The organism is Bradyrhizobium aeschynomenes (assembly GCF_013178945.1).
GTDB lineage: Bacteria > Pseudomonadota > Alphaproteobacteria > Rhizobiales > Xanthobacteraceae > Bradyrhizobium > Bradyrhizobium aeschynomenes.
Map to the genome: position 1 here is coordinate 60,233 of NZ_JABFDM010000006.1, position 12,657 is coordinate 72,889.

At 65.4% G+C, this 12,657-nt stretch carries 13 protein-coding genes; 10 read left to right on the forward strand and 3 right to left on the reverse strand.

Features of this window, described 5'->3' with window-relative positions:
- The first annotated feature begins 41 nt into the window (after positions 1 to 41).
- Positions 42 to 590: a phage tail protein gene (locus HL666_RS18540; protein WP_172108896.1), complete on the forward strand. Its 549-nt coding sequence runs from the start codon at positions 42 to 44 to the stop codon at positions 588 to 590.
- 54 nt (positions 591 to 644) lie between these two features.
- Here HL666_RS18540 and HL666_RS34240 read toward each other — a convergent pair whose 3' ends face one another.
- Entirely contained in the window at positions 645 to 791 is a 147-nt protein-coding gene (locus HL666_RS34240; RefSeq protein ID WP_246739086.1) for a hypothetical protein, read from the reverse strand.
- Between HL666_RS34240 and HL666_RS18545 the strand changes: the two genes are divergently transcribed.
- Complete coding sequence (locus HL666_RS18545) at positions 741 to 1,115, forward strand: GNAT family N-acetyltransferase (RefSeq protein WP_246741583.1); 375 nt, start codon at positions 741 to 743, stop codon at positions 1,113 to 1,115. The two genes, HL666_RS34240 and HL666_RS18545, sit on opposite strands and share 51 nt — an antisense overlap.
- Here the strand turns inward: HL666_RS18545 and HL666_RS18550 are convergent.
- The gene (locus HL666_RS18550) at positions 1,112 to 2,065 is read right to left on the reverse strand and encodes an alpha/beta fold hydrolase (protein ID WP_172182879.1); all 954 of its coding nucleotides are present in this window, start codon (positions 2,063 to 2,065) and stop codon (positions 1,112 to 1,114) included. The two genes, HL666_RS18545 and HL666_RS18550, sit on opposite strands and share 4 nt — an antisense overlap.
- A 166-nt stretch (positions 2,066 to 2,231) precedes the next feature.
- On the opposite strand from HL666_RS18550, the gene HL666_RS18555 reads away from it, so the two are divergent.
- The 8 genes from HL666_RS18555 (at position 2,232) to HL666_RS18590 (ending at position 10,437) form a co-directional block, all read left to right on the forward strand.
- A complete protein-coding gene (locus HL666_RS18555; RefSeq protein ID WP_376698600.1) occupies positions 2,232 to 3,482 on the forward strand; it encodes a D-alanyl-D-alanine carboxypeptidase family protein in 1,251 nt (416 codons plus the stop codon).
- 4 nt (positions 3,483 to 3,486) lie between these two features.
- On the forward strand, positions 3,487 to 4,167 hold the full coding sequence (tmk, locus tag HL666_RS18560) for a dTMP kinase (protein ID WP_172182881.1): 681 nt from the start codon (positions 3,487 to 3,489) through the stop codon (positions 4,165 to 4,167).
- Positions 4,164 to 5,204, forward strand: a complete 1,041-nt coding sequence (locus HL666_RS18565; protein WP_172182883.1) for a DNA polymerase III subunit delta' — start codon at positions 4,164 to 4,166, stop codon at positions 5,202 to 5,204. Before tmk ends, HL666_RS18565 begins: the two co-directional genes overlap by 4 nt.
- A 69-nt stretch (positions 5,205 to 5,273) precedes the next feature.
- On the forward strand, positions 5,274 to 7,409 hold the full coding sequence (gene metG, locus HL666_RS18570) for a methionine--tRNA ligase (RefSeq protein ID WP_172182885.1): 2,136 nt from the start codon (positions 5,274 to 5,276) through the stop codon (positions 7,407 to 7,409).
- Complete coding sequence (locus HL666_RS18575) at positions 7,409 to 8,200, forward strand: TatD family hydrolase (RefSeq protein ID WP_172182887.1); 792 nt, start codon at positions 7,409 to 7,411, stop codon at positions 8,198 to 8,200. The genes metG and HL666_RS18575 overlap by 1 nt, the downstream gene beginning before the upstream one ends.
- Positions 8,197 to 8,997: an MBL fold metallo-hydrolase gene (locus tag HL666_RS18580; RefSeq protein WP_172108884.1), complete on the forward strand. Its 801-nt coding sequence runs from the start codon at positions 8,197 to 8,199 to the stop codon at positions 8,995 to 8,997. The genes HL666_RS18575 and HL666_RS18580 overlap by 4 nt, the downstream gene beginning before the upstream one ends.
- A 152-nt stretch (positions 8,998 to 9,149) precedes the next feature.
- Entirely contained in the window at positions 9,150 to 9,779 is a 630-nt protein-coding gene (locus tag HL666_RS18585; RefSeq protein WP_172182889.1) for an antibiotic biosynthesis monooxygenase family protein, read from the forward strand.
- 154 nt (positions 9,780 to 9,933) lie between these two features.
- The gene (locus tag HL666_RS18590) at positions 9,934 to 10,437 is read left to right on the forward strand and encodes a hypothetical protein (RefSeq protein WP_210261977.1); all 504 of its coding nucleotides are present in this window, start codon (positions 9,934 to 9,936) and stop codon (positions 10,435 to 10,437) included.
- A gap of 555 nt (positions 10,438 to 10,992) precedes the next feature.
- Here the strand turns inward: HL666_RS18590 and HL666_RS18595 are convergent.
- Positions 10,993 to 12,636, reverse strand: coding sequence for an acyl-CoA synthetase (locus HL666_RS18595; RefSeq protein WP_172182891.1), 1,644 nt, complete (start codon positions 12,634 to 12,636; stop codon positions 10,993 to 10,995).
- Positions 12,637 to 12,657 lie beyond the last annotated feature (21 nt).

A 12,657-nucleotide genomic window follows, 5' to 3' on the forward strand; every position in this document is an offset into this window, starting at 1 on the left:
CGCTTCGATCGACGTGATGGCGCATTCCAAGGAGACACAGCTTGTCAGATCCCTATATCGGCGAAATCCAGGCCTTTCCTTTCACTTTCGCGACCGATGGCTTCAACAATGCCTGGCTGCCTTGTTTCGGTCAGTTGCTCCCGATCCAGCGCTTTACGCCGCTATTCGCGCTGATCGGCACCTACTATGGCGGCAACGGCACCAGCAATTTCCAGCTGCCCAACCTGAGCGGCAGCATCACCAACGGCCAGGGTGACGGACCCGGCCTGCAGCCGCGCGTGATCGGCCAGACGATGGGCAGCAGCACCGTGAGCCTCACGACCGCCGAATTGGCGGGGCACACCCACGTGCTCCAGCTTGGCAACAAGGCTGCGGAGGGTGGCGCACTCGGCCCCGGCACCGGCAACGCCATCGCGGCCATCGATCCCGCATTCAACGGTTTCCTGCCGCCGCCCGCTCAGGTCACGCTCTCACCGCAGGCGATGACATTCACCGGGCAGAACATCCCGCACGACAACATGCAGCCGACCCAGGCGCTGATCTGGTGCATCGCCTATGCCGGCGTCTTCCCGTCGTTCAACAATTCCTGACCGAGCGTGACGACGATCGCAAGCGAGATCGTCTCGCAGGATGCCCGCTTGCGGCTAAGGCTTGCCGAAGCCGATGACGAGCCGTTCCTGCGCGACCTCTTCAAATCCGTCAAAGGCGCGCAGCTTTCCGCGGCCAATCTGCCGGAAGCGATGCTCGATCTTGTGGTGGCGCAACAATATCGCGCGCAGGTCGCGGGCCATGCGGCGCAGTGTCCTCAAGCGCAATCTCTGATCATCCTACGTGATGGGTCGCCGGTCGGGCGGCTGCTGCTCGATCGCGCGGCGTTGCGATGGCACGTGGTCGATCTCGCGCTGCTGCCGGGCACGCGCAACGCCGGCGTCGGGCGCGAGATCATGCAGTCGGTCGCCACGGCGGCCCGGGAGCAGGGCGCCGATGTGCTCTCGCTCGCGGTCGCCACCACGAACGACGATGCGTTGCGGTTCTATGCCCGATTGGGCTTCTGCGAGATCGCGGATGAGGCAAGCGCCTCGCATCGCTCGATGGAACTCGCGCTCGCGCGCTAGCGAACCGGGGCCACCTCGCGCAGGAACGCGATCAGCGCCGCATTCACCTCGTCGGCGCATTCCTGCTGGATCCAGTGACCCGCGCCGTCGATGATCAGCTTGCGCGTCAGGTTCGGCAGCACGCGCTCCATGTCCTGCAGGCGCTTGGCGCCGATAATGCCCTTGATCACGGCATCGTCGCTGCCGGCGACGAACAGTGAAGGCTGGCGGATCTGCGCATCCTGCCACGGCGCGGTCAGCTCCCAGTTGCGATCGATGTTGCGGTACCAGTTGAGGCCGCCGCGGAAGCCGGAGGCGCGGTAGGCGGCGATGAAGTCGGCAAAATCGGATTCGCTGAGCCATGCCGGTAAGGGCAAATTGGGATTCGTCTCCCCGAGGAAGCCCTTGCCGGGCGCGACGAACAGCGACTGCGGATCGGAGAAGCCGCGCGCCAGCATCGTGCGCATGGTCAGCGCGACGTCGCGCTCGAGCTCCGCCTCGGCAATCCCGGGTGTCTGAAAGTACTGCCAGTAGAAGTTCTCGACGCCGCCGGCGCGGAGCGTGTCGAGCGGCCGAGCGCGGCCGCGGAACGGCGGCGGCACGCTCAAGCCCGCGACGGCGGTGAACATGTCGGGGCGGAACAGCGCCGCGTGCCAGGCCACCGGCGCACCCCAATCATGGCCGATGATCACGGCCCTGTCTGCGCCGAGCGCTGAGACCAGCGCGACCATGTCGCCGACGTTGTCAAAGATGGAGTAGGCGGCGACATCGCGAGGTGCCTGCGAGCGGCCGAAGCCACGCATGTCGGGCGCTGCGACCCGATAGCCAGCCTCGGCCAGCGCCAGGATCTGATGCCGCCACGAATAGGACAGTTCAGGCCAGCCGTGGCAGAGCAGAACGAGCGGACCTTCGCCCTGTTCGCGCACGAACAGCTCGATCCCGTTGGCTTTGACGATCCGCCCCTGTGACACCGCGTCCTCCCTGTCGATTGTTCGTTCTTGGTCCAACGGTATCGCATCGCGCGCAGGGTGGTGCAAATCGCGGGACAGCCGCCTTTAGCGGCGGACTGCCGAGTTGTTTGCGCACCGCCCAGATGCTAGATTCCGAGCGCGCTCCAGAGCTTAGCCGATGAATCTCATGCCTTTACCGTTCCGCCGCGCCGGCACCACGTCCGGGCGGACGACGCGTGCCATCATCGCCCTGGCGGCCGCGCTGGCCGTCGGCTGGAGCGGCATGCTCTACGCCGCCAATCAGAGCGTCCAGGGCGCGAAGAAGGATGACGGCGGCTTCGACGGCGACGCGCCGACGGCGATTTTGATCGAGGCGAACAGCGGCAGCGTGCTGTTCGAGAAGAACGCGGATGAGCTGCGCGCGCCCTCCAGCATGATGAAGCTGATGACCGCCGAGGTGGTCTTCAACGCCGTCAAGCAGGGCACCATCAAGCTCAACGACGAATACCGGATCAGCGAGAATGCCTGGCGCAAGGGCGGGGCACCGTCGGGCACCTCGACGATGTTCGCCGCGCTCAACAGCAAGGTGTCGGTCAGCGACCTCCTGCACGGCGCGATCATCCAGAGCGGCAACGACGCCTGTATCGCACTCGCCGAGGGCATGGCCGGCAATGAGAAGATCTTTGCGGCCGATTACATGACCAAGCGGGCGCGCGAGCTCGGCCTGACCAAATCGACCTTCGCCAATTCGAACGGGCTGCCCGATCCCGGCAACAAGATGACGGTGCGCGAGCTGTCGATGCTCGCCCGCCACATCATCCTGGACTTCCCCGAATTCTATAAGCTGTTCGGGGAGAAGGAATTCACCTGGAACAAGATCCGGCAGCAGAATCGCAATCCCTTGCTCAATGCGATGGAAGGCGCCGACGGGCTGAAGACCGGCTACACCAAGGAGGGCGGCTACGGCATGGTCGGCTCGGCCGTGCAGAACGGCACGCGGCTGATCGTCGTGGTCAACGGCCTGGAGGATCCCGAGGATCGCGCCACCGAGGCCAAGAAGATGCTGGAATGGGGGTTCCGCAACTTCGAGACCCGCACTCTGTTCGCGGCGGGGCAGCCGGTCGGGTACGCCAAGGTGTTCGGCGGCGAGAGCCGTTCCGTCAAGCTGTCGAGCCCGGTGCCGCTCAAGGTGATGGTGCAGAAGAACGGCGGCGACAAGCTGATCGCGCGCATCGTCTACAGCGGCCCAGTCAAGGCTCCGATCGAGCCGGGGCAGAAGGTCGGGGTTGTCAGGGTCTGGCGCGGCCCCAATATCGCCATGGAGGCCCCCGTCTATGCGGCGGAGGCGGTGGGCAGGGGGTCCACGATGCGGCGCGCGATCGATGGGGCCAGCGAGCTCGTGATCGGGATGTTCCGCGCCGGAGCCGAGAAGCTCTAGAGACATGGCGGAAGCAGCTTTGAAACGTGGTCCGGGCCGCGGCCGATTCGTCACCTTCGAGGGCGGCGAGGGCGCCGGAAAATCCACGCAGATCAAGATGTTGGCAGACCGTCTGGAGAAAGAGGGTGTGCGCGTCGTCCTGACCCGCGAGCCCGGCGGCTCGCCCGGCGCCGAGATCATGCGCCACCTGGTGCTCTCCGGGATGGGCAAGCTGCTCGGCGCGGAAGCAGAGACGCTGCTGTTCGCCGCCGCCCGCGATGACCACGTCCGCAACGTGATTCTGCCGGCGCTGAACCAGGGCAGCTGGGTGCTGTGCGACCGCTTCTTCGATTCGACCAGGGCCTATCAGGGCAGCCAGGGTAAGGTCGCGCCCGACGTGCTCAATGCGATGCAGCGGGTGACGATCGGCGACCTCAAGCCGGACCTGACGCTCATCCTCGACGTGCCCGTCGAGGTCGGCCTGCAGCGCGCCTCGGCGCGGCGTGGCGGCGGCACGCCGGACCGCTTCGAGGGCGAGGATATCAAGTTCCACAAGGGCTTGCGCGACGCCTTTCACAAGATCGCGGCCGACGAGCCGCGGCGTTGCGTGTTGATCGATGCCACGGCGAACGCCGAGACCGTCTCGCTCATCGTGTGGGATGCCGTACGCGAGCGCCTGTTCACGGCGGTGGCGGCGGCATCATGAGCGCGCGCAAGGTCGAGCCGGAGATCACGGTCCGCCATCCGCGCGAGACCACGGCGCTGTTCGGGCATCGCGAGGCGGAGGCGGCGCTGCTAGCCGCCTATCGCAGCGGACGGATGGCCCATGCCTGGCTGATCGGCGGCCCGCAGGGCATCGGCAAGGCGACGCTGGCCTATCGCATGGCGCGCTTCGTGCTGACCCATCGTGATCCCCAATCGTCCGAGGTGCGCGCAGCCGAGTCGCTCCATGTCGATGCCGACGACCACGTCGCGCGGCTGATCGCCTCCGAAGCGCATGGCGGCTTGCTGACGCTCGAGCGCTCGGCCAACGACAAGGGCGTGTTGCGCACCGTCATCACAGTGGACGAGACGCGCGAGACGATCTCGTTCTTCGGCTCGACCGCGGCCGTCGAGGGCTGGCGGGTGTGCATCGTCGACACGGTCGACGAGCTCAATCCCAACGCGGCGAATGCGCTGCTCAAGATCCTCGAGGAGCCGCCGCAGCAATCGCTGTTCCTGCTCGTCAGCCACGCGCCGGCGCGGGTGCTCGCCACGATCAAATCGCGCTGCCGAAGGCTCTCGCTGCGGGCGCTGTCGACCGAGGACGTCATCAGCGCCGCGGCCGAGGCGACCGGCATGGACGGTGGCGATCCGGCGCTGCGCGAGGCCGCCAAGGCGTCCGAGGGCAGCGTCGCCCGGACCCTGATGCTGATGGGCGGTGACGGGCTGCAGCTGCAGACCCGCACCGCGGCGCTGCTCGCGAGCCTGCCCCGGATCGATCCAGGCGAGTTGCACGCACTGGGAGACGCGCTGGGCACCAGCGACCGCGTCGCCCTGGCAAGTTTCCTCGACAGCATCGAGCGCTGGGTGGCGGACCGGCTGCGGGCCGCCGATCCCAACGCGGAACTGCCGCGCCTTGCACGGCTGGCGGAGGTATGGGAAAAGATCGTCCGCGCCGCGCGCGACACCGAATCCTATAATCTGGAGCGAAAACCGCTGGTTTTCTCGGTGTTCGGGATGCTCGCCGAAGCCACGCGGTAACGCGCCGACCATCATCCCGGGATCATCAGGATCAATCCGTCGACCGACGACGTCAAAGAGGACTCTGCCGTGGCCAAGGCCAGCAAGACAACCGCGAAAAAGGGCAAGCCGGCGACCAAGGGCGCCACGAAGAAGGCTGTTGCCAAGAAGGCCACCAAGAAAGCTGCCAAGGCGCCTGCGAAGGCCAAGGCCGGCAAGTCCAAAGCCGCGGCGGACAAGGACGCAAAGGCCAAAGCCGCGAAAGCCAAGACGTCACCGGCGCCCGCCAAGAGCAGAGCTCCGAAGGCAGCCAAAAAGGGTGCTGGCAAAGGGGCTGCCAATAAGGCCGTGAAGGCGCCTGCCAAGAAGGCCGCGGCCAAGCCTGCAGCACCGGCCAAGAAGACCGCCACCAAGGCCGCCGCCAACAAGCCTGCGCCCTCGAAGAAGCCCGCAGCATCGAAGCCGGCGCCTGCTCCGAAGCAGGCTGCGCCAGCGGTCGCCGAGAGCCCTAAGCCGCCGCGCGCTGCAAAGCCGAAGGCGGCGCGCAAGCCGAAGGTTGAAGTCGTGGCAATTCCCGAGGTCGAAACGGCCGAGGTGGTTGATATCGTCGAGGTCGAGATTGCCGAAATCGAGGTGACCGAGGTCGAAGAGGCCGCCGCGCCCGTCGCGGCCGCGCCGGCCGACGCCAACACCTTCTACGTCACGACCGCGATCGCCTATCCCAATGGCAGCCCGCATATCGGCCACGCCTATGAGGCGATCGCGACAGATGCCATCGCGCGATTTGCGCGCCTCGACGGCAAGGACGTGTTCTTCCTGACCGGCACTGACGAGCACGGCCTTAAGATGGTTCAGACCGCGCAGAACGAGGGAATGACGCCGTCCGAGCTCGCGACCCGCAACGCCGGCCGCTTCCGCGAGATGGACGAGCGGCTCAATGTGTCGTTCGACCGCTTCATCCGCACCACCGAGCCCGCCCACCACAAATCGGTGCAGGCGATCTGGACGCGCATGCTCGAGAACGGCGACATCTACGCCGACGCCTATTCCGGCTGGTACTCGGTCCGCGATGAGGCCTATTACGCCGAGGACGAGACCACAGTCGGCGAGGACAACGTTCGCCGCGGGCCGCAGGGTACGCCGGTCGAGTGGGTCGAGGAAAAGAGCTACTTCTTCCGCCTCTCCGCCTATCAGGACAGGCTGCTGGCGCTGTATGAGAGCCAGCCCGATTTCATCGGGCCGGACGCGCGGCGCAATGAGATCACGAGCTTCGTCAAGGGCGGACTGAAGGACCTCTCGATCTCGCGCACCACCTTCGACTGGGGCGTCCGCGTGCCGCATGACGACGAGCACGTGATGTATGTCTGGGTCGATGCGCTGACCAACTACATCACCGGTGTCGGCTTCCCCGACGAGACCGATGCGAACTGGAAATATTGGCCAGCCGACGTGCACGTCATCGGCAAGGACATCATCCGCTTCCACGCGGTGTACTGGCCGGCGTTCCTGATGTCGGCCGGCGTGCCCGTGCCGAAGCGCGTCTATGCGCACGGCTTCCTGTTCAACAGGGGCGAGAAGATGTCGAAGTCGGTCGGCAACGTCGTCGATCCGTTCAATCTCGCCGACCAGTATGGCGTCGACCAATTGCGCTATTTCTTCCTGCGCGAGGTGCCGTTCGGCCAGGACGGCAACTACAATCACGAGGCGATCGTCGCGCGTATCAACGCCGATCTCGCCAACGACCTCGGCAACCTCGCGCAGCGCTCGCTGTCGATGATCACCAAGCAGCTCGGCGGCGTGCTGCCGGAGCCCGGCGAGTTCTCGGCCAACGACAAGGCGATCCTCGCCGAGGCCGATGCGATGATCGGCGCGGCGCGAAAGGCCATGGCGACGCAGCAGATTCATCAATGGCTCAACGCCGTGTGGTCGGTCGTGGCCGAGGCCAACCGCTATTTCGCGGGCGAGGCGCCGTGGGCGCTGGCGAAGACCGATCCGAAGCGCCAGCACACCGTGCTCTACGTCACCGCCGAGGTGATCCGCCAGGTCGCGATCCTGACCCAGCCGGTGATGCCCGCAGCGTCCGCAAAACTGCTCGACAGCCTGGGGATCCCCGAGGGTGAGCGGAGCTTCGCGCAGCTCGGGGGCGAGGTTCGCATCGCAGCCGGCACACAGCTGCCGGCGCCGCAGGCGGTGTTCCCGCGCTACATCGAGCCGACGGCGGCGTGATGCTGGTCGACAGCCACTGCCATCTGGATTTTCCGGATTTCGCCGAGGATCTGGACGGCATCGTCACGCGTGCCGCCGCCGCCGGCGTCGGCCGCCTGGTGACGATATCGACGCGCGTGCGCAGGCTGCCCGAGCTGCTGGCCATCGCCGAGCGGTTCGACAACGTCTACTGCTCGGTCGGCACGCATCCTCACAATGCGGACGAGGAGGACGGCATCCCCGCCGAGGAGCTGATCGCGCTGACGAAGCACCCGAAGGTGGTCGCGCTGGGCGAGGCCGGGCTCGACAATTTCTACGACCATGGCTCCAAGGACGCCCAGGAACGCGGGTTCCGCGCGCATATCGCGGCGGCCCGCGAAACCGGCCTGCCGCTCGTCATCCACACCCGCGAGGCCGACGAGCATTGCGGCCGCATCCTCGACGAGGAAATGGCGCGCGGACCTTTCAAGGCCGTGCTGCATTGCTACACCGGCGGACGCGAGCTGGCGATGAAGGCGATCGATCTCGGACTGCACATCTCGTTCACGGGCATCGTGACGTTCAAAAAGTCCGACACGCTGCGGGCGCTCGCCGCCGAGGTGCCGGCCGACCGCATCATGGTCGAGACCGACGCGCCGTATCTCGCGCCCGGCAAGTTCCGCGGCAAGCGCAACGAGCCGGCCTATGTCGTGGAGACCGCCAAGGTGCTGGCGGAGACGCGCGGCGTCTCGTTCGAGGATTTCTCGCGCCAGACCTCGGACACGTTCTTCAAGCTGTTCTCCAAGGTGCCGCGACCCGAGGTGCCAGCATGACCCTGACGCTCACCATTCTCGGCTGCGGCTCCTCGGCCGGCGTGCCGCGTCCGGCGCTGGGTTGGGGCGCCTGCGATCCAAACAATCCCAAGAATCGCCGGCGGCGCTGTTCGCTGCTGGCCGAGCGCCGCGGGCCGCATGGCGTGACGCGCGTCGTGATCGACACCTCGCCCGACCTGCGCGAGCAGTTGATCGATACGCAAGTCGATCACATCGACGCGGTGTTTCTCACGCATGAGCACGCCGACCAGACACATGGCATCGACGACCTGCGCTCCGTGGTGATGCATCAGCGTCGGCGCATTCCGGTCTACCTGAACCAGTCGACCGCCAAGGACATCATGCACCGGTTCTCGTATTGCTTCATTTCGCCTGCGGGGAGCGACTATCCGCCAATCCTGACGCAGCATTCCATCGAGGCCGGCGAGACCCAGGCAGTGGAAGGGAAGGGCGGCGAGTTGAATCTGACCGCGTTCCTGGTCCAGCACGGCAACATCCCCGCGCTCGGCTACCGCATCGGCAATGCCGCCTACACGCCGGATCTCAACGACATTCCTGAAGAGAGCTGGGGCGCGCTGGAGGACCTCGACCTCTGGATCGTCGACGGCCTGCGCCCGGCCTCGCATCCGAGCCATTTTTCGGTCAACGACGCGCTGGCCTGGATCGAGCGCTTCAAGCCGAAGCGCGCCGTCATCACCAACATGACCGCCGATCTCGACTACGAGGTGCTGCGCCAGAGCCTGCCGGCCGGTGTGGTGCCGGCGTATGACGGTATGCGGCTGGAGCTGACGGCGTAGGCCACCACGGCCGTCATTGCGAGGAGCCGAAGGCGACGAAGCAATCCAGAGCCGTTGCGGGACTCTGGATTGCTTCGCTTCGCTCGCAATGACGGTTTTGGCCAGCCACGAGGTTTCAAGCTCGGCCAATACCAGGGACATGGAGGCGCTACATGCTGTCGCTGTTCTTCGAGGTCGAGGTCAAGCCCGGCCATCTCGACCAGTATCTGCAGCTCGCAGCCGCGCTGCGGCCGGAGCTCGACGCGCTCGGCGGCTGCCTCTTTCTCGACCGCTTCAAGAGCCTGTCGCGCGCCAACCTGATCCTGTCCTACCAGATCTGGCAGGACGAGGGCGCCATGACCGCCTGGCGCGTCCACGCGCATCACCACGACATCCAGACGCTCGGCCGCGACAAGGTGTTTTCCGACTACCGCCTGCGCGTCGCGGAGCTGGTCCATGAGGCGAGGCCGGGGCAGGCGGCGTGGGTGCCGGAGCGGCGAGGGACGTACAACGATCCGAAGCGGCGTGCACCGACCTATGTGCTGGTGTTGGAGACGTCAGAGCCGGAGCTGAGCGCCGCTACAAACCTATCGGTCGAGAGCTTTTCCAGCGTCTATCGCGAAGGCCGCTTCGCGCATTTGATCGAGCTGCCGGACGAAGCCACCGGCATTGCGCTGAGCACGCAGCTGCTTGCCGAACCCGGCGCCGACAACATTCGCATCGTTGAAGTCAGCAGAGACTACGGCATGTACGACCGCCGCGAGGCGCCGCAGTATTATCCCGCGAAGAGTAGGGGCGGCTGAATCATGGTTCGCCTTTCCCTGGAAAATCAATCGCCGCCACCCGTCTGCCAATTTCGGTGTATCAGGACCGGCGAGCCCAAAGTATGCATGGTCGACGATGACAATGCGCAACAGAGAACTGGTTCTGGGCACACCTCGCGGAAGAGTGAGGGTGTTGGATGAGCCGACCTACACGTTTGGATCGGCCGACAATTTGCGTCGCTACGAAAGTGAAATCCATCTGGATGCCTCCAAACCTCATTCGATCCACGGGGTCAGCATCGACGAGAAGTGGTCGGTCGTTTTCGGTGCGGGTGGAGGGCCGACGACCGTACATCAACATTCTGCCGTCGAATTCGACGGTCGGTTGTTCCTTGCAGTCGGCAACCAGGTTGTGTGCCTCGACATGCAGACCGCGAGGATGGAATGGTCATTGGAGGTCGATTGGGCATCGTGTTTCGGTTTGTATTGGGACAACCGGCATCACGCGCTCATCTCCCACGGCGAACTCCAGATCTCGCGGCTATCCCTCAAGGGGGAAAAGATCTGGGCCACGGACGGTCGCGATATCTTCACCGAGGGATTTCGGTGCCTCCCAATGGCGATTGAAGTGATCGACTTCAATCACGAGGTTTATCTGCTGGACTACCTGACGGGCAGGGTGCTGAACCGGCGATAGGCCGCGCTGGTCTGGACCGATCCCTCAGCCACGCCATCCTGACGAGGAGCAAACGAGAGTTAGGACACCAAAGAAGCCGGCGGCAGCCGCAGCCGTGATGGCCCTGACTGTGCCCTCGCCCCTTGTGGGAGAGGGCTCAATGGTGCTCGCTGCGGACTCACTCGGGTGAGGGGTTCGTGCCTCAAACTCCGCTCCGAGTTCGTGGCAACCCCTCACCCGGTTTCGATGCTTTGCATCGAAACCACCCTCTCCCACAAGGGGCTAGTTTCAGCACACATCTTGGCCGCGACGAAATTTACCTCGCCCGCTTGCGGGGAGAGGTCGGATTGCATCGCGAGATGCAATCCGGGTGAGGGGGGCTTTCCGCATGGTCGGTGGGTGCGGCTGCCCCTCACCCCAACCCTCTCCCCGCAAGCGGGGCGAGGGAGCCTACCGTCCGTGCATTGAAGTGACTGGATCCGACTTCGAGATGTGTGCTCACGCTAGCCCACAAGGGGAGAGGGTGCACCGTCCGTGTCGATGCAGCTCATCAGCTCAGCTGATAGTTCGGCAGTCCTACGCCGAGATCGCCTTGGCCGAGTTCACCTCGTTCCGCAGCAGGAATTTCTGGATCTTCCCCGTCGACGTCTTGGGGATCGGGCCGAACACCACGACCTTCGGCGTCTTGAAGCCGGACATGTGGCTGCGGCAATAGGCGATGATCTCGGCTTCGGTGGCCTGGGCGCCGTCCTTCAGCTCGATGAAGGCGCAGGGGACCTCGCCCCATTTCGGATCGGGCTTGGCGACCACGGCCGCGAACAGCACGGCCGGGTGCTTGTAGAGGATGTCCTCGACCTCGACGGAGGAGATGTTCTCGCCGCCGGAGATGATGATGTCCTTGGAGCGGTCCTTGATGATGACGTAGCCGTGCTCGTCGAGCACGCCGAGATCGCCGGTGTGAAACCAGCCGCCGGCAAACGCCTCCTGGGTTGCCGTCTCGTTCTTCAGATAACCCTTCATGACGATGTTGCCGCGGAACATGACCTCGCCGATGGTCTCGCCGTCGCGTGGCACCTCCTGCATCGTCTCCGGATCGAGCACGGTGACGGCTTCCTGCAGCGGATACGGCACGCCCTGGCGGCGCTTCAGCCGAGCGCGCTCGGGCGCCGGCAAGTCGTCCCAACCCGGCTGCTCGGCGCAGACGGAGGCGGGGCCGTAGACCTCGGTGAGGCCGTAGACATGGGTCAGCTTGATGCCGATGCTCTCGGCGCCCTCGAGCACCGCGACCGGCGGTGCGGCGCCGGCGATCAGGCCGACCACCGGCTTGTCGCGCTTGGCCTTGGGTGCGTCGGGGGCGTTGATCAGCACGTTGTAGACGATCGGCGCACCGCACATGTGGGTGACGCCGTGGGTCTTGATCAGTTCGAAGATCTTCGTCGGTTCGACCTTGCGCAGGCAGACATTGACGCCGGCGGCCGCCGCCATGGTCCACGGGAAGCACCAGCCGTTGCAGTGGAACATCGGCAGCGTCCAGAGATAGACCGGATGCTGGCCGAGCCCGCCCGCAAGGATGTTGCTCACGGCGTTGAGATAGGCGCCGCGATGATGGGTGACGACGCCCTTGGGATTGCCTGTTGTCCCCGACGTGTAGCTCATCGCGATCGCGTCCCATTCGTCCGTGGGACGGCGCGGCTCGAAGGAGGGATCGCCCGCGGCGACGGCTTCCTCGTACTCGATCTCGCCGATGCGGCTGCCGCCGGCATAGGAGGCATCGTCGACGTCGATGACGAACGGCTTCGCGCCGCTCATCAGCTTCAGCGCCTCGCTGATCACGCCCGAGAATTCAGGGTCGACCAGGATGATCTTGGCCAGCCCGTGATCGAGCTGGAACGCGATCGACGGCGCGTCGAGCCGGATGTTCAGCGTATTGAGCACCGCGCCGGCCATCGGCACGGCGAAATGGACCTCGTTCATCGCCGGGATGTTCGGCAGCATCGCCGCGACCGTGTCGCCCTCACCGATGCCACGGCCCGCGAGATACGACGCGAAGCGCCGGCAGCGCTCATAGGTCTGGCGCCAGGTGAAGCTGCGGCCCTCATAGACCGTGCTGACATGGTCGGGATAGACGGCCGCGCTGCGGGCCAGGAAGCTGAGCGGGGTCAGAGGCACGTAGTTGGCCGGCGTCTTGTCCAGGCCGATCTGATACTGGTTCGTGCTCATCGCTGTCCTCCCTCGTCACCT